Genomic DNA, 16,810 nt, shown 5'->3' with positions numbered 1-16,810 from the left:
TACCTCTTTCAGCTCAGCCGCTTGCCGGCCATCTCGTCGAGCCGCGCTTCGAGCTGATGCGCGGACCATCCGGCCTCCAGTGCCTGCAGCACCACCACCTGCGGACTGGCCGGCGCCAGCCCACCGACCGGCGGATCCAGATCCAGGTTGGTCGGAAACGCATACCCCTCGGCCGAAGCCGCCACGACCCGTTCGAGCTCGGGCCCACTCAGACGTCCGTCCTGATGCAGGGCCAGCAGATGCGGATACAGGCACCGGACCATGCGGTCGCGGTTCACCGATTCCATCGCCCGACCGAAGGCCGACGAGATCTGCAGCAGGTTGGCCATGCGCTGGATGTCCGCCGACACGTTGCGACCGGCTCCGTGCAGGAGCGCCGGGTTGAAGAACACCACGTCGCCCTTGGTGAGCGGCAGCTGCACGCAGTTCGCCTCGAAGTAGCGGGTGAACACCTCCTGATCCGCGACCAGGTACCCGTGCTCGAATTTCTGCGAGTGCGGCAAGTAGAGCGTTGGACCGGCACTGAGCGGCATGTCCACATGCGCCACCGCTCCTTGAAGCGTCAACATCGGTGACAAAGCGTGGACATGGCGGGGGTAAGCCTGGGCCTGTGTGGAAGTGCAGAACCCAAGGTGGTAGTCGCGGTGCGGGGCCTGCGGAGCCCCACCGGGCCTCACGTTGTTCACCTGCGAGGTGATCTGGTAGCCCGGGCCCAGCCACGCACGGGCCGCCAGCGCGATCATGTCGTTGGCGTAATAGCGCGCAAACAAGGCCGGATCGGCCTCGCACAGTTTCTCCAGGGCATTCCAGACCCGATCATTGGCACCCGCCTTGGCGAAGTGGTCGCCGCCTGCGCCCGACGCCCGCTCGCGCTGGATCATTTCATCAAACCGCACCGACGCCTCATCCACCACGTCCGTGTGCGCGAACGCGCGCTGCAGCACCAGGATGCCCGGGCCCTCACGCCAGACCCAGGCCCATTCGGCCATCAGAGCCGCTTCGCCCAAGTCGCCAGCGCGCACACGCGTGCGCAGCGCCTCGCAGTCGTACAGAGGGACCCCCTTCTGAATGAGGCTCGCGCTCGGGCAGCCAAGGGCATCGGTCGGGGAACCGACCAGAGCCTTCAGCGCGTCCAGCGAAGCGTCCTCGCGCCTCAGCCAACCAGGTTCGGAACGGACTTGCATGGTGTCTCCAATGGGGTTGTCGTCGATCAAAGTCTAGAAGGCCGACCGTGAACGGATCGATCTCAAACACCTCAAAAACACCTCAGAATTCCCCCGCACACGTCGGGCAGAATGAACATCTTCCAGCCCCTGCCCCACGCCGTTCGACGCCATGGCTCACACCTACTTGATGAAGGAAGTCGCCCTGCAGGCTGGTGTCAGCGTGGCCACGGTGGACCGGGTGCTGCACGAGCGGCCGGGGGTTCGGCTGGCCACACGGCTGCGTGTGCAGCAGGCCTTCAAGGAGCTCGAGAAGCAGAGACAGCAGATGGGGCGCCAAGGTCGACGCTTCGTGGTGGACCTGGTCATGGATGCCCCTGCGCGGTTTTCCGGACTCGTGATCGACGCGCTCCAGGCCGCTGCAGCTCAGGTGCAGCCGGCGGTGTTCCGGGTGCGCGAGCACGTTGCCGACACACTGAACGTCACGGACCTCATCGACCGGCTGGACGCCATCGCCCGTCGTGGCAGCCACGGGGTTCTGCTCAAGGCCCCGAACCTCCCGGAAACCGCTGCGGCCATCGAACGACTGATCGCCAGAGGCATTCCAGTGATCACCCTGGTCACAGACATCGCCCCGTCCGCGAGAACGGCTTATGTCGGGCTGGACAATGCCGCAGCGGGTCGCACGGCGGCGTACCTGATGACGCAATGGCTTGGAGAGGAACACCAGAAGGTCCTCGTCTCCAGCAGCGGCCCATTCTTTCAGGGCGAAGAGGAGCGCATCCGGGCATTCACGCAAGCGCTCGTGCAGTGGCGACCCGCGTGGCAGTTGCACGTCGAACTCGACGGCAAGGGTCTGCCGGAATCCACCTACCGAGTCGTGTCGCAGGCGCTGGCCCGGTCATCGGGCATGACGGCGGTGTACTCCGTCGGTGGTGCCAACCTCGCAGTGGCCCGGGCCTTCGCGCACGCGGGTCAGGCCTGTCGGGTGTTCATCGGCCATGACCTGGACGCCGACAACCTCGGGATGCTGCGCGAACGCCAACTCTCTGCCGTGCTGCACCATGATTTGCGCCACGATCTGCACAGCGCGTGCCTGCAGTTCATGCAGGCCCACGGGCTGAAAGTGACGGCGCCACCGCCGACGCTTTCTCGTCCAGAGGTGATCACTCCGTTCAACCTGCCCATATCTTGGACGGGCAGGTGACTTGCCTAGCCGTTCAACCCGGCGAGGCATCGGAGCGCTGCAGCCCGGCGGACTGACACCGCCAGGCCGAGCGATGCCTCAAATCAGGCTGGCAGACGGCGGCTGGGTGCCCCAGTACGAGCACTTGTGGGCCGTGGCCGCATCCGCGCCGGGCACCAGTGGCGTGGCGAAACTCATCACCTTGCCCCCGTTGGCCGCCACCGTGGCCCACATCGGCAGGCCACTGCCGTTGGGGTTGCCGGTGCGCGCGAAGTTGGCCAGGTAACTGCGCATCGAAACCGACAGAGCCAGGTTCGACGCCGTTTGGTCCTGTGTGCGGAACTGGGAGAACCAGTACGACAGGTCGGCAGAGTGGAAATCACCCCAGGGGCCATAGAACGCAAGCTCCGGCCCTGGGGTGGTCGCAGGATCCTGCCCGGGAATGGCCTGCGCCGGAGTCTGCTCGGCAAACTCGTAGGACCAAGTGCTGGGCACCCACTGGCCGATGCGCTGGGCCTCGGCCACCATGCCGCAGAAGAAGCGGTAGTCGCCATAGGCACTGGTGAATGCGCGCGTGGGCACCGGGAAGTCGGTGCTGCTGTATTGCGCTGCGATGTCGGTGGGGGTCCCCACCTTCACCACCGAGGCGGCCACAAAGGCCCACGTGGCGCTGGCCAGGGGCGCGCTGGCGAAGTTCTTGGCGGCCGACGTAGCCTCGTCATGGTTGGAACCGACGATGGTGGGCACTTGGTTGAATCGGCCGGCGGCGAACGCCTCGGTCGTCGATTCCTTCAGCAGCTTGCCGTCGATCACCGGCGTCCACACGCCCGAGACCGGCCCGGTGCCTGCGCGCGCCGTGGCCGCAGGCAGCGTCCGCAGACAGGCCAGCACCTCGGCGTCGGTGCCGGTGCAACCCCACTTGCTGGCGTCGCTCTGACCGAAGGTCTCGGCGGTGGCCAGCGTGGGCTGGATGCGCATGTAGGCACCACTGCTGACCACGGCCTTGTCGAACAGTCCGGCCGCCAGCGGCGAGGCCAGGTGGGTATAGACCGAGTAGCCCCCGGCCGATTGCCCGAAGATGGTGGTGTTGGCAGGATCACCGCCAAAGCCCTGGATGTTGGCGCGAACCCAGGCCATCGCGGCCTGCTGGTCGAGCATGCCGTAGTTGCCCGAGCTGCCGCCGGCCTCAGCCGTCAGAGCGGGGTGAGCCAAGAAACCCAGCGCACCAAGCCGGTAGGCAATGGTCACCACCACCACACCGTTGTCGTTGGCCAGTGCCGAACCATCGAAATCGTTGGGCGTTCCCGCTCCCAGCCCGCCGCCGTGGATGTACATCAGCACCGGCAGCTTGCTGGCAGCGCTGGCCTTTGCGGGTTTGTAGATGTTCAGATACAGGCAGTCCTCCGCCACGGTGCAGCCCGACTTGGCTTCCTGTGCCGTGTAGGTGCCAGACCGAACCGCCAGGGCTGCGGGGGCCTTCCAGCGCCGGGCACCCACGGGCGACTCCGCATAGGGCACACCCAGGAACACGGTGACGTTGTCCTTCAAGGTGCCTTGCACGGGACCCTGGGCGGTACTCACCACAGTGGGTTGCGCGCTGGTGGCAGTGTCAGCCGGACTGTCGTCGGCGCCACCGCAAGCGCTGAGAGCAAGTACAAGCGCGGCAGCGCTGAGACCCCAAAGGGCCATACGAGGCCCATCGCTTGACTCCGCACGCTGGGCCTTGGCCCCTGGTTGATCTGCATCGAAAGTGTTCTCGGGCATGTTTGTCTCCAATGTTGTTGGCGGGCATGGGATCACCGAAACAGCGGCGGGCGCTGTCGAACGGCACTTCGAGGAACTGAGCGGTCACGGCCAGTCTTCACGAGGTCACAACGTTAAGAAAATGCCTCTCACCAATGTTTGCCAGCAGGGGCAGCGAGTTGACCTGCGGGGGCAATTCACGCTGTCCAGGGTTAGTCCGGAGAAGTGAAACCGGAACAACTTCGTATCGTGAGTTGGTAGTTACATGCCGACACCATGCCTTTGCATCACACCTCCCGCGAACCCTCCGTCTCGATGCACGTGGTGCGAATGAGCCGCGAGCATCTGGCCGTGCAAGGGGTAGACCCAGAAACCTTTGACCGCCTGGTCGGCATCGGGCCACTGGAGATGGCTCGCGTCGATGGATGGCTCGATGCACGCCGCTTTCGCCAAGCCCGCAAGCTGGTGGAGGCCACCGGGAGGCTGGCGGATCTGCGCGACCGCACTCCTCTGGCTTGGACGCAATGGACGTCGCGGCACTGGCCCGAGCTCACAGCGCTGTGGTTCAACTGTCCGACGCTGGGCGATGCCGCTCTGACCTACGCCCGCTATCGGCCTTTGGTCAACGAGGCCGATCCGATCGACTGTGAGGTCGAGGGCGACCAACTGGTGATGAGCTGCACGCTGGAACCCAATGCGGGATCGGGCCTGATCGCAGCGGTCAGCCAACTCACAGGACTGCAGGATCTGGTGCACTACTACCAGCAGCGCACAAGCTGGCCCATCAGCGCACATTTCGAGATCGGTGAGCTCGATCGCCCCTGCTCAAAGGCCTTGCTCGGCGAAATCCTGCAAGCACCTGTGACCCTGAACCCCAGCGCCCGAACCCAGCGGCTGGTGTTGCAAGGACGCGGACTGTGGGCCCCCGTAGAGGGTCACAACCAGTTCAGTAGCACTTGGGCTCGGCAGATACTGGACGCTCGCCTGCAGGCACTCGCACAACGTCGACCGATCGATCAGTTCGTCACCCGCATCGAGGATCTGGTGCAGACCCGCTGGCAGGAGGTTGGAACAGAAGGCGTCGAGGCAGACCTGAACGCACTTCAACGCGACGTGGCCTGTGTGCTGGGCATGTCCCGCTGGACGTTGCGCCGCAACCTGGCCGCACATGGCGTGGACTTCAGCTCCTTGGTGGAACATCTGCGCGCGCAGCAGCTGCCAGTCCTGATGGCAGACCCCACACTGTCGCTGCTGAACATCGGTGCCCGCTTGGGCTTTGCCTCACAAAGTGCATTCAGCCGCTACTTTCGGAATCGGTACGGCCATCCACCATCTCGCGATCCCACCTGGCTGCACCGCAGTTGAGTAGGACCTTGACCCAGGTCATTGCCGCGTACGCGGACGGATCTCAGGCGGGCGTCTACTCATGGCTTGGTCGGACTGCTGATCGTGCGCATGAGTCGCTGGAATTCGGGTGACTCGCGCACCATGCTGGCGCCGGTCTCGCGCAGAAGCTGCACGTCACGGGGAGGCAGATACAGCGTGGTCGGCATCGCCAGCAGTTGCTGTCGGACCTTGTCAGCCCGCGCGCCGACACCCTGGCTCTGTTCGGACCGCAAGAGACATGGCGCGGCGCACTGCCCCACGTCGAGGCCTATGCGCTGGCCGGAAACGGCGGGCCATGGTGGGCCGCCAGCAGCCGTGGCGCAGCCGGTGTACTGCACCACACAGCAGGTACGGCGGCCGTGGTGCACGGCCCGCGCGCCCCGGCGCTGCAGATCGACAACCACTGGGTGCTGCGCCAGGGCTGAACCGGCTTCAGGCCGTCGCGCGCCGCGACACCCCGGTGGGGATGACCAGGGGCGTGCCCGTCACCGGGTCGGGGATGATGCAGCTGGGCAGGTCGAACACCTGTTCCACCAGTTCGGTGGTCATGACCTGCGAGGGCGCGCCCTGCGCGACGATGCGACCGTCGCGCATGACCAGCAACTGGTCGGCGTAGCGGCAGGCCTGGTGCAGGTCGTGCAGCACCACCACCAGCGTGCGGCCGCGCTGGCGCTGCAGCTGGCGCAGCAGCTCCATCAGGCCGATCTGGTGGGCCAGGTCGAGGTAGGTCGTCGGCTCGTCCAGCAGCAACAGGGGCGTGTCCTGGGCCAGCGCCATGGCCAGCCAGACGCGCTGGCGCTGGCCACCCGAGAGTTCGTCGACGAAGCGATCGGCCAGCCCGGCCACGTCGGCCTGCACCATGGCTTGCTGCACCGCCTCTTCGTCGCGGGTGCGCCAGCCTGCAAGCCAGCCGCGGTGCGGATGGCGTCCGCGCGCCACCAGTTCGTGCACGCGGATGCCATCCGGGTGTTGCGCGGCCTGTGGCAGCACGCCCAGGATGCGCGCCACCTCGCGGGTGGGGCGGCGGTGGATGAGCGCCCCATCAAGCAGGACGCGCCCTTGCTGAGGCGTCTCCAGCCGCGCCAGGGTCCGCAGCAGGGTGGATTTGCCGCAACCGTTGGGGCCGATGATGGCGGTCAGGCCACCGTCTGCGATGGCCAGGTTCAGGGCCTGCAGCACCGGTGTGCTGCCGTAGCCGACGCTCAGCTGCTCGGCCTGCAGGCGGGGGGGGGTGGGCGCAACGGCGCAGGTATCTGGTCGCATGGCAGGTGGGTCAGGAAACAGGTTAGTGGGCTGCGGCAGGCTCAGCCGCCGCGCCGCCATTGCAGCGAGAGCAGCACCATCAGGTAGGCCCCCCCGAGCAGACTGGTGACCAGGCCGACCGGGATCTGGAAGGGCGCCAGGGCGGCCCGGGCCACCCAGTCGCTGGCGACGCACAGACAGGCCCCGGTCAGGGCCACGCTGGGCAGGTGGCTGACACCACGGCACAGACGCCGCGCCAGCGGCGGTGCCACCAGCGCCACAAAGCCCACCGGACCGGCCACCGAGATCACCAGGGCGGTCAGGGCGACCGCCACCAGCAACAGACCGTGGCGCGCGCGCCGCACCGGCAGGCCCAGGGCCTGGGCCATGGCGTCGCCCATTTCAAGCAGGTCCAGGCTGCGCGACTGCGCGGTGGCGGCGGCCACCAGCAGGCTGCCCAGGGTGAACAGGCCCGCCACCTCGGTCCAGCGCACCGCCTGCAGACTGCCGTGCAGCCAGAAGCGGGCGGCCACGGCGTCGTCGAGTTCGGCTCGCGTGAGCAGGTAGTCGTTGACGGCGGCGAGCATGGCCGCCAGCGCGATGCCGGTCAGGATCATCGCGCTGGCGGGCGAGCCACGCCGGGGTGTGAGGGCCTGCACCAGGGTGGCGGTGAGCAAGCCGCCGGCGAGCGCGCCCCAGGGCAGCGCAGCCGGGGCGGCCCCGAACAGCAGCACCGTCACCAGTCCGCCGGTGGCCGAGCCGGTGGTAAGCCCGACGATGTCGGGGCTGGCCAGGGGGTTGCGCGAGAGGCGCTGAAAAATCCAGCCGGCCACCGCCAGGCAGGTGCCGACGGCAGCAGCGGCCAGCACGCGGGGCAGCCGCAGTTCCAGCAACACCCAGCGGGCCAGGGCACCGGCCTCCGCAGGCCCGGCCCACCCGACCGGCCAGCCGGGGCTCGGGAGGCCCACGGTGAGCGAACCGGCGGCACAGGCCAGCAGCAGCAGGGCCAGAGCGCAAGCCACGTGGCGCGGCTGGGCGTTCACAGCGGTCCGGGGCTTCATCGCGCGCCTCCGGTGGTCCGCCGCACCAGCACCAGCAAAACCGGTGCGCCCAGCAGGGCGCTGACGATGCCGGCCTCGATTTCGTCCGGGCGTGCGATCAAGCGGCCCAGCACGTCGGCGCCCAGCACCAGCACCGGGCCGGCCAGCAGGGCATAGGCCATGATCCAGCGCCAGTGGGGTCCGACGATCAGCCGCACCAGGTGGGGCACGACCAGACCGATGAACCCGATCGGGCCGGCCGCGGCCGTGGCGGCGCCGCACAGCAGCACGACGGCCGCATGGCCGACGGCGCGCACCCGCCACAGGCGCTGGCCCAGCGCCTGCCCCATGTCGTCGCCCAGGCCCAGGGCGTCCAGCGCGTGCGCCTGTGACAGCGCGAGCAACACCCCCAGCACGACCAGCGGCCCGGTGGTGCCGAGCACGTCCAGCCCACGGCCTTCCAGCGAGCCGACGATCCAGAAGCGGTAGGCATCGAAGGTCTGGACATCGAACAGCGTGACCATGGCCGTGGCCGACGCCAGGCAGGCGCTGAGCGCGGTGCCCGCCAGCAGCAGGCGCACGCGTCGCTGCCCCGGTGGAGCGCGGCCGGCCAGCAGCTGCACGCCCAGGGAACCGGCGGCTGCACCGGCCAGCGCGAACAGGGCCAGGGTGGCGGGCGCGCGCAGGCCCAGCACAGACATGGCCAGCACCACCGCCAGCGACGCCCCGGCGTGGATGCCCAGCAGCCCCGGATCGGCCAGCGGGTTGCGGTTGAGCGCCTGCATCAGCGCCCCCGCGACCCCCAGCGCACAGCCCACCACCACGGCCAGGGCGGTGCGCGGCAGGCGAAACTGCCAGACGATGGTGGATGCCAGGTCGTCACCGGGTTGCCACAGGGCCTGCCACAGCACGGCCTCCGGCAGGGGGCGGTTGCCCAGCATCAGACTGGCCGCCGCCAGGCATGCCAGCGATGCCAGCAGCAGCACCAGACCGGCCAGGCGCCGGTGCGCGCGCTGGCGGTCCGGCGCCACCGCCGGCCCGTCCTGCCACAGCGGGCGGCTCATGGCGGCACCGCCCGGGCGGCGGGCCCGAGCGCCGTTTCCAGGGCCTGCAGCACCTGGCGGGCCGCGGTGGGGCCGGCGTTCATGAAGAAGGGGTCGTAGTCCACCCGCACGGCGCGCTGTTGCCGCACACCGCCGAGCAGCCCCCACAGCGGGGAGCCGGTGAGCGAGCGCACCGCCTCGCCCCGGGCGCCGTAGAAGATCCAGTCCCCATCGGCCAGGTCCAGCCGTTCGGCGCCCACGTCCTGCGAGGTGCGTTTGAATGCCTGCGCTGCCGGGCGGCGCAGGCCCATGTCGCGCGCAATGCCGCCCACGAAGGAGGACTGGCCCATGATGCGCAGGCGCCCGCCGCCGCTCTGGACGAACGACACCTCGGGCGGAGCCCCCTGCCAGGCCCGCCGGGCGCGCGCGGTCGCAGCGGCAAAGTCGCCGAGCCAGGCCTGGGCCTGCTCGCGCCGGCCCACCGCGTCGGCCAGCAGGCGAAAGTCGCTCTGCCAGTGGGTGCCGGTGCCCTGGGTCACCACGGTCGGCGCGATGCGCTGGAACAGCGCCAGCAGACCCGGCTTGAGCACGGTGCGGTGGACCAGGATCAGGTCTGGCCGCAAGCGGGCCAGGGCCTCCAGGTCGGGGGCGGTCCGGGTGCCCAGGTCGGCCGTCCCCGACAGCGCCGCAGCCCGCGCGCCGAGCGAGCGGCGCAGGTAGTCGGGCCAGAGGCTGCCGCGCTCGTCGCGCGTCGCGCCGGCGGGCATCAGACCCAGCGTCAGCAGGGCATCGGCCTGACCGGTGGACAGCGCGGCCACACGCAGCGGCGCACGGGCGATGACCGTCGCGCCTTGCCAGTGCTGCACCGTGCGGGGGAAGACCCCGTCGGCCTGCGTGCTGCCGGTGACGGGTTCGGCGTCCCGGGCCGCCAGCGCATGGCCAACGGCCAGCAGCCCGATCAGGCCGAGCAGCCGACGCCGGCTTGGAAAGTTCCGGTCCACGGCCGGGTGGCTCAGAAGTCGACCTGGACGGACGCCTTGACGGTGCGGGGCGCACCGGCGGCCAGTCGGGTGCCGGCGGCGGCCCAGTACTGTTTGTCGGTCAGGTTTTCGACGTTGAGCTGCCAGGTGGTGCGGCGGCCGAACGACTGGCCGGTGTAGCGCAGGCCGGCGGCGTACAGGGTCACGCCGTCCAGCCAGGCCTGGTTGAGGTCGTTCACCGGTCGGCGCCCGGTGTAGTAGGCCCCCGCGTTGACCGACAGGCCCGGCACCGCGGCCATGGCATAGCGCATGAACAGGCTGGCGGTGCGGCGGGCGGCGTTCTCGGGCAGCTTGCCGTCGTAGGCGGCACCGATGTGCTGGAACGAAGGGTCCAGCCAGAGCGCCGAGGCCTGCCAGTCCAGTTGCGGGCTCAACCGGCCCTGGGCCGACCATTCCAGCCCGGCGTAGTGCTGCTCACCCTCCGCGGTGAACACGTTGTCGGCGTTGGTGTAGTAACCCGGGCGCACGATGTCGAACAGGGCCATCGACATCAGGGTGCCACTGGGTGCGAGCCAGCGGGTGCCGACCTCCACCTGCCGACTCACGCCCGGTGCCAGGCGGGTGCCGACGTTGGCCGTGCCGGTGGGAGCGGTCTCGCCCTCTTCCAGCGACTGGGCGTAGGAACCGTAGACCGACCAGTTCGCCGAAGGCTTGTAGATCACCGCGGCCAGCGGCGTGGTCTTGCTGGGGCTGTATCGGATGCCGCCCTGGTTGCTGTCGTAGCTGGCGTGGCGCAGGCCACCGATGAGCTGCCAGCGCTCCCCCAGGGCCACGCGGTCGACCGCGTAGAGGCCGCGGTCCCGCGTGCTGTAGGCCTCGGTGGTGGGGCTGGTGGGCGCAGCGTTCCACACCACCAGGCTGGAAATGTCGGTCGGGTTGTAGAGGTTCTGCGATGCCACCCGGTAGGTTTGCTGGTAGATATCGCCCTGCTCCTTGGTGGTGTAGGTGGCACCGAAGGTGAGTTCGTGCTGCAGGCCACCGGCTTGCACCTGGCCCGCCAGCTCCAGCCGCGCCATGTCGGAGCTCAGGTTCAACCGCTGCGAGTTGCCCTGGATGTTGCCGGCCCCGGTCGCCACCGCGGCGGCGTTGGTGAAGCGGAAGATGGCCAGCTGGCGCTGGCGCTCCACCTCGGAGCGTCCCAGCTCGGCCGTCAGGGCCCAGTTCTCGGACAACGAATAGTCCGCCCGCACCAGGGCATTGATGGTCTTGGCGTCAAAGGTGGACCAGTCGGGCCCGACCAGTCGGGTCGGGTCCACCGCCGCCGGCAGGGTGATGACACCGTTCACGGCGGTCGGCAGGTTGACACCGGCCTGCTCGATCTGGCGCCGGTGGTCGTACTCCAGATCGGCCTGGAGCTTGAGCTTCGAGTTCACCCGCCAGTCGAACGCGGCGGAGAAAAATTCCCGTTTGCCGGTGTCCGCACCGTCGAGGTAGGTGCCGATGTTGCCGCTGGCCGCGTTGATGCGCAGGCCGTATTCACCCGACTCGCCGAAACGCCGCCCGAGGTCGGCATGCACCATGGCGCCGTCGTTCGAGTCCACGCTCAGCTCGACCGAGCCGACCGGCTCGGCGCCCGCGCGTTTGGTGACCAGGTTGACCACACCCGCCGGCGAGGTGAAGCCGTAGTACAGCGCCGACGCACCTTTGAGGACTTCGACACGCTCCTTGTTCTCCATCGGCGTCTGCGTGAAGTTCAGGTAGGGCAGCGAACCGTTGATGCGGTAGTTGGTCCGGTTTTCCACCGCGATGCCACGGAACACCAGCTGGTCCCAGGTTTCGCCGCCGTTCTGCTGGCGCGTGACCCCCGCCGTGTTGCGCAGCGCGTCGTACAGGCCGGTGGCGGCCTGCTCCTCCAGCACCTCGCTGGTCACCACGTTCACCGTGGACGGGACGTCCATGATGCTGGCGCCACGGAAGCTGCCCGCTTCCACGGTGGCGGGCCGGAAGCCTTCAGACCGCAGTGCCCGTGCGGACACGGTGACTTCCGCCAGGGTGGCGACGCGTGCGGGTGGGGCACGGCGCACCACCACCTGGTTCTGGTCGATGTCGGCCATCAGGCCGGTGCCCGCCAGCAGCCGGTCCAGCGCCTGCTGTGCCGACAGGCGCCCGCTCAGGGCCGGCGCCTGCAGGCCCTGCACCAGTTCGCGCAGAACCAGCAGCTGCAGGCCGGCCTGGCGGGCCAGTTCATTGAGCGCATCCCCCAGCGGCTGGGCCGGCAGCGCGAGGGTGTGGACGCGTGCCGCGGCGGTGTCCGGGGTGGCCTGAGCCAGTGCGGCACGGGGGGCGAGGCTGGTCAGCGCGAGGACAGCGGCCAGCGCTATCGGGGCGGACGGAAAGCGGGACAGGGACATGGAAAACACTCCGGGGGATCGGTCCAACTGGGTTGGTTACCCAGGAAGACGCACCAGCCAAGCGATGCTTGAGGTCGGTCCGGCAGAAATGTGCACGCGGTGCGCCGTGCACCGGCCGTCAGCGGCCAGCGACGATATCGGTCCGCCCGTCCGGTGCTGGCACCAGACGCACCGGCAAGGCCAGGGTCAGGCTGCGGCGCAGGGCCGGGACCTGCCGAAGGTCGAAACTGCCGTTCAGGCGCAGCGCGGCCACGGCGGGGTCGCGGATGCGCAAGCCGGTGTCGGCGTAGCGCTCGAATTCGGCCAGCACCTCGCCCAGTGGGACGTCGCTGAGCACGAGGCGCCCGTCACGCCAGGCCATGGCCGCGCCGGTGCGCACCGAATGCACCTGTGCGAAGCGGCCGCGCGCATCGGCCTCCACCGACTGGCCGGCGCCCAGCTCGACAAACTCGCCCTCGGTGACCGGGCCGCCGGCGGCGGCGCGCTCGCCTGCGGCAACCGCCTGGGCCACACGCACCCGCCCCTCCTCCACCACCACGTGAACCTGTCCGGCGGCCAGCCCGGCCTGGGTGTGGCGCACCGAGAACCGGGTCCCCAGCACGGTGATGCGCAGCGGCCCGGCCAGCACGTGGAACGGTCGCTGCGGGTCGCGCCGGATGTCGAACATCGCCTGCCCCTCCGGCAGGCGCACTTCGCGACGCTGCCGGTACAGCGCAACGTCCAGCCGCGTAGCCGTGTCCAGCCGCAGGGCACTGCCATCGGGCAACGCGACCGGCAGTTGCTGGCCACGCGCGGAAACCAGGCTGCGCTGGTAGGTGGGCTGGAGCTGCCATTGGCTCCAGGCCAGCCAGCCCGCCAGCGCCACCGAGGCCGCCCCCCCGGCACCCGCCAGCCGCGGCAGCAGACCGGCCCACCGGCTGGGTGCAAGCGGTGGCCGGCGCGATGCCGTGACCGGGGGCCGCAACACCGGCTGCGGCGCCGCAAGCCCCGCTTTCAGCGCCGCCACGTCGGACACCGGCAAGCCGTCCAGGTCGCGCCACAGGGCGGCCAGCCGGTCCAGCGCGACCACGCGCGCCGGGTCAGCGGCCAGCCAACCCTGCAGCTCGACCTGCTCCGGCGGCGTCAGGCCATCCTGGCGACGCACCAGCCACTGCGCGGCCTCGGCCTCCAGCCGTGGGCGCGCCTCACCGTCGCCGGACGGGACCGGCCCGGCGGCCTGGCCTGGGTGTGGCATGGGGTTGGGAGCGTTCATCAATGGGCGTGCTTGTCTGGGTAGACGCACCACCCGCCCGGTGGTGGAGGTGGTGGCGCGGCGCCAGCCTAGGATTTTGCGGCAGGGCGCCCGGGTGCGGTCCCGCCGTCCAGGCTGGCCTGGCAGCTCAGCAAGGCACGCGCCACGTGCTGCGCCACCATGTTCTTGCTGATGCCCATGCGCTGCGCCACCTCCTGGTGCGACAGGCCTTCGAAGCGGTTGAGCACAAAGGCCTCGCGGCAGCGGGGGGGCAGGGCTTCGATCGCCTGCAGCACAGCCCGGGCCTGCTGCCCCTGGGCCAGGGACTCCTCGGGCTGGCAATGCCGCGGCGCCGGCGGCTGCTCCTGCTCGCCGAGACCGGCCAAGTCTTCGTGCTGGCGGTGGGCATGGCGGCGGTGCTGGTCTATGACCAGGTTGCGGGCGGTGCGAAACAGCAGGGCGCGCATGTCCAGCACCACCTGCCCGGCCGACTGGGCGCCCAGCACGCGGGCAAAGCTCTCCTGCGTCAGGTCGGCCGCGGTGTGGTGATCACGCACGTGGCGGGTCAGGAAGTTCAGCAGTTCGCGGTGGTAGCGTTCCAGCACGGTATCAGCGGTTGGGTCTTTTCGATAATGGTTCTCATTATCAACGAATGGCTGGCACGGTGCTGGCGCGCGGCCGATGTCCCTGCGGCATCCGACAGGGCGCGCCGGGACCGCACAGACCGCTGATCAGCGCACCGCAGCCGGATCCACGCGATCACAGGCCTCGCCACTGCGCCGGCACTGGCCGTCGGCCTCCAGCCAGGGGTGGGCGTGGCCCGCGCAACCGGTCTGGCAGATCACGGCCTGGGCCTCGCGGGCACCCGCTTCGAGCCGCGGCCGCACCCGCGTGGCGGGCGGGCGGCGCAGCACGGTCGCGGCACCCAGGCCCCAGAACACCGCGGTGCGCAGCAGCACCAGCTCGGCCCGCAGGCGCAGGTTCTGGGTCACCAGTGCGGCTTCGCGGGCGGTGCGCGCTTCGAGGCGGCCAGGCCGACGTGCTCCGAAGGGCATGCCGGACAGGCGCAGGACGACGCAACGGACCACGCGCGGCGACACGCGCCCAGCAAGTCCGATGCCCAATGAAAAAAGGACCTAGCTCTCGCCAAGTCCTTGTTTTCGTTCTTAAATTTTGGTGGGCCCTGAGTGACTCGAACACTCGACCTACGGATTAAGAGGTCGTCGAACAGCGGACTTTCAGTCCATCGCACCGCACTGCGGGGGCACTTTCCCCATGCCTGGCAACACAAGAGCGCACTTCCAGCGTTGGCACCAGCCGCCAGAAGTCTCGCTCCGCAGCCCCGCAAACCGCCCCAAACCACCGACTAGGGACCACGGACCGCAGCCCACTTGGCGAGGGACCGTAGAACAGCATCAAGGCAACCGGGCACATTCGGACCGCACAGCGCACCGCCGCACCTGTCCGTCGAAGACCGTAGCGCGACCGAAGCTCGTCGTCGCATCACTTGACCACTGCCCCGGAGCCTCACTGCCTCACAGAGGCGATGCATCACACTGCCCAAACAGCACTCCCGCCTGAACACGTCTCATGCTCACCTAGAGAGAAGAACGTCACGTGCACTTTGTCGCAGGCAACAGTTTTGAAGCTGCGCACCCACCCCGGGGATCGTACGAAGCATCGAACTGCCCATAGACTGGCTCAGCAATCCGGAGGATAAAAATGAACAATGAGTCTTGGTACGTGGCCATCGGCCTAGCCTTTGTCGCCTTCCTAGGCGTGTTTGTCTGGCGCCTCTTCGGGACAGCGAACAAAGGCATACAGGCAGTTGCGGGAACCGCGACCGACGTAATAGCAACTGTAAAGCCCATCACGACAGCGGTGGGTAGCTCACTCGACGGCGTAGCCCGAACAGTACACGCTGGTGCAGACCTCATGGATGTACTGGTGGACTCAGTGAGGAACAAGCAAAAGGAGCGTGTCCAACTTGCCGCCGAGAATGCAGATTTGCTGGCACAGATTGAACAGTTGAAGACCCGTCGGATTGAAGCGCGCAGTGTCGAGCAGGCCTTGGAGATCGCATTTTTCAGGGTAGCAAGTACATATACCTCCTTCCAACGGAAGAACGAGGACGTTAATTCCGGTGGACTGTTCGGTCTGGATCGACCCACTCACCACCAGTACATTGGGGTCCTTACAGCCAACTTCACAATTAAGGCGGGCGTTGACTTAAACAAGTTGACCTTTGGTATTTCCTCAAGAGGCAAACCAATCCGCTTTCACGGTGCACACGTAGTGCAATTTGTTGGGCTCAAGGACCTGAAAATTTCACGCACTTTCCAAGAGGCTCGCTTGGTGTATCAGAAGACAGGGCGCAGGGAAGGCCAGGTAGAAGTCATGCGCGATAGCGGGTACCTCAAGTCTGCTGGGGATCTGCACTACGACGATGTGCTCAAGGAGATTCAAAACAGCGATCTGGCATCCTCACTTGCCGATGCGAACCAAAAAGTGACTCAGAGCTTATTCAACGCCATCATGGGCGTGGGTCAGTACGCATTCGAGCCAGTCGCTACCGAGCAGCCACTGACATTTCAACAGCTGTGCGACCACCTAAACTCAGAAGTAAATGAGGAGCTCACGAAACTTGAGTTACTGCAGCGAGATGTATTAGATCGATCCCTAATAATTGATGGGGAGATCTTCAACCTTGCGCTTGCAGGCCGAGGTACAGAAGGTCAGGCGGCACGTATGCCAACCGCGCCCGGCGTGCAGTGATAAATTACATGTAGCGCAAATGCAAGACAGGGATAATTCCAGCAATGACAACTGGTATTAATATTTTAAATCCATACACCGATCAACTCGCCGCGTTAGAAGCTGAGATTTCAATCGCAGAAGCAAGGGGAAAAGAGAAGAAGCGACTGCTGGATTGTTACAATGCCTTTGATCTCGACGAAAATGTCAGCGATATGCGTGCATCAGAGCGTCGTATCGACGCCCTGCACAAGGAACACGTCCGTATAAAAGAAGCCTTGGAAACAGAAGTCAGCCGAGAGAAGGCATTGACCATTCAGGCCTCAATCAGCCTAGATCCGCGCACATGGCTTTCCTCAGCTCGCTTAAAAAGCGTAGATGAGCTTAAAATATGCCGCAACACACAGAACGAATTATTAACACGGCAATTAAATAGAGATCACCATGAGGCGCAAGCTGCATAAGCGATGCCCCGGCTCTTGAAGTATCGGATAACCCGCTGTGGCGCACCTTTGAGCTTCTCCATGAAATCAAGCGCGATTCTCTTCAAGTCATACACGCTCTGCGCCGCAGGACGTGTTCTCAACTCAGTCTTCAGGTCACGATTCAAGATTTCGTCAGGATTCGCCTC

16 protein-coding genes and 1 pseudogene are annotated in these 16,810 nt (G+C 67.4%); 5 read left to right on the top strand and 12 right to left on the bottom strand.

Annotation, left to right across the window (positions count from 1 at the left end):
• Positions 1–8 precede the first annotated feature (8 nt).
• The gene (locus C7444_RS11690) at positions 9–1,184 is read right to left on the bottom strand and encodes a phytanoyl-CoA dioxygenase family protein (protein ID WP_110401044.1); all 1,176 of its coding nucleotides are present in this window, start codon (positions 1,182–1,184) and stop codon (positions 9–11) included.
• Between the two features lie 151 nt (positions 1,185–1,335).
• Here C7444_RS11690 and C7444_RS11685 point away from each other — a divergent pair, with 151 nt between their 5' ends.
• On the top strand, positions 1,336–2,370 hold the full coding sequence (locus C7444_RS11685) for a LacI family DNA-binding transcriptional regulator (RefSeq protein ID WP_110401043.1): 1,035 nt from the start codon (positions 1,336–1,338) through the stop codon (positions 2,368–2,370).
• A 78-nt stretch (positions 2,371–2,448) separates the two neighbouring features.
• Here C7444_RS11685 and C7444_RS11680 read toward each other — a convergent pair whose 3' ends face one another.
• On the bottom strand, positions 2,449–4,038 hold the full coding sequence (locus tag C7444_RS11680) for a carboxylesterase/lipase family protein (protein ID WP_259372557.1): 1,590 nt from the start codon (positions 4,036–4,038) through the stop codon (positions 2,449–2,451).
• 384 nt (positions 4,039–4,422) lie between these two features.
• Here C7444_RS11680 and C7444_RS11675 point away from each other — a divergent pair, with 384 nt between their 5' ends.
• Positions 4,423–5,457 carry a helix-turn-helix transcriptional regulator gene (locus tag C7444_RS11675; RefSeq protein ID WP_211317537.1) on the top strand — a complete coding sequence of 345 codons (1,035 nt, stop codon included), beginning with the start codon at positions 4,423–4,425 and terminating at the stop codon, positions 5,455–5,457.
• A gap of 59 nt (positions 5,458–5,516) precedes the next feature.
• On the opposite strand, the gene C7444_RS20795 is transcribed toward C7444_RS11675, so the two are convergent.
• Positions 5,517–5,645 carry a hypothetical protein gene (locus C7444_RS20795; RefSeq protein WP_259372556.1) on the bottom strand — a complete coding sequence of 43 codons (129 nt, stop codon included), beginning with the start codon at positions 5,643–5,645 and terminating at the stop codon, positions 5,517–5,519.
• A gap of 9 nt (positions 5,646–5,654) precedes the next feature.
• Between C7444_RS20795 and C7444_RS11670 the strand changes: the two genes are divergently transcribed.
• Complete coding sequence (locus tag C7444_RS11670) at positions 5,655–5,903, top strand: DUF1513 domain-containing protein (protein ID WP_170130723.1); 249 nt, start codon at positions 5,655–5,657, stop codon at positions 5,901–5,903.
• 7 nt (positions 5,904–5,910) lie between these two features.
• Here C7444_RS11670 and C7444_RS11665 read toward each other — a convergent pair whose 3' ends face one another.
• From C7444_RS11665 to C7444_RS11630, 8 genes are all read right to left on the bottom strand, one after another.
• Positions 5,911–6,741: an ABC transporter ATP-binding protein gene (locus C7444_RS11665; RefSeq protein WP_110401039.1), complete on the bottom strand. Its 831-nt coding sequence runs from the start codon at positions 6,739–6,741 to the stop codon at positions 5,911–5,913.
• A 41-nt stretch (positions 6,742–6,782) separates the two neighbouring features.
• On the bottom strand, positions 6,783–7,781 hold the full coding sequence (locus tag C7444_RS11660) for a FecCD family ABC transporter permease (RefSeq protein ID WP_110401038.1): 999 nt from the start codon (positions 7,779–7,781) through the stop codon (positions 6,783–6,785).
• Entirely contained in the window at positions 7,778–8,824 is a 1,047-nt protein-coding gene (locus C7444_RS11655) for a FecCD family ABC transporter permease (RefSeq protein WP_110401037.1), read from the bottom strand. Before C7444_RS11655 ends, C7444_RS11660 begins: the two co-directional genes overlap by 4 nt.
• On the bottom strand, positions 8,821–9,804 hold the full coding sequence (locus tag C7444_RS11650) for an ABC transporter substrate-binding protein (protein ID WP_211317536.1): 984 nt from the start codon (positions 9,802–9,804) through the stop codon (positions 8,821–8,823). Before C7444_RS11650 ends, C7444_RS11655 begins: the two co-directional genes overlap by 4 nt.
• An 11-nt stretch (positions 9,805–9,815) precedes the next feature.
• Positions 9,816–12,194, bottom strand: a complete 2,379-nt coding sequence (locus C7444_RS11645; RefSeq protein WP_110401036.1) for a TonB-dependent siderophore receptor — start codon at positions 12,192–12,194, stop codon at positions 9,816–9,818.
• Between the two features lie 118 nt (positions 12,195–12,312).
• Positions 12,313–13,446: a FecR family protein gene (locus tag C7444_RS11640; protein ID WP_245909527.1), complete on the bottom strand. Its 1,134-nt coding sequence runs from the start codon at positions 13,444–13,446 to the stop codon at positions 12,313–12,315.
• Between the two features lie 68 nt (positions 13,447–13,514).
• Entirely contained in the window at positions 13,515–14,030 is a 516-nt protein-coding gene (locus C7444_RS11635) for an RNA polymerase sigma factor (protein WP_110401034.1), read from the bottom strand.
• Positions 14,031–14,156: 126 nt separating this feature from the next.
• Positions 14,157–14,417 carry a hypothetical protein gene (locus C7444_RS11630; RefSeq protein ID WP_146219386.1) on the bottom strand — a complete coding sequence of 87 codons (261 nt, stop codon included), beginning with the start codon at positions 14,415–14,417 and terminating at the stop codon, positions 14,157–14,159.
• Positions 14,418–15,147: 730 nt separating this feature from the next.
• Between C7444_RS11630 and C7444_RS19995 the strand changes: the two genes are divergently transcribed.
• Together C7444_RS19995 and C7444_RS19990 are read left to right on the top strand one after the other, a co-directional pair.
• Positions 15,148–16,200: a hypothetical protein gene (locus C7444_RS19995; RefSeq protein WP_146219385.1), complete on the top strand. Its 1,053-nt coding sequence runs from the start codon at positions 15,148–15,150 to the stop codon at positions 16,198–16,200.
• A 44-nt stretch (positions 16,201–16,244) separates the two neighbouring features.
• Positions 16,245–16,643 (top strand): hypothetical protein, encoded by a 399-nt coding sequence (locus tag C7444_RS19990; RefSeq protein WP_146219384.1) that lies wholly within the window; start codon positions 16,245–16,247, stop codon positions 16,641–16,643.
• Here the strand turns inward: C7444_RS19990 and C7444_RS20395 are convergent.
• Positions 16,619–16,810, bottom strand: a pseudogene (locus tag C7444_RS20395) (hypothetical protein); the annotation flags it as partial. The gene C7444_RS19990 and the pseudogene C7444_RS20395 overlap by 25 nt on opposite strands.

This window comes from Sphaerotilus hippei (assembly GCF_003201595.1).
Lineage (GTDB): Bacteria > Pseudomonadota > Gammaproteobacteria > Burkholderiales > Burkholderiaceae_C > Sphaerotilus > Sphaerotilus hippei.
This window is presented reverse-complemented; position numbering and strand designations above follow the sequence as displayed.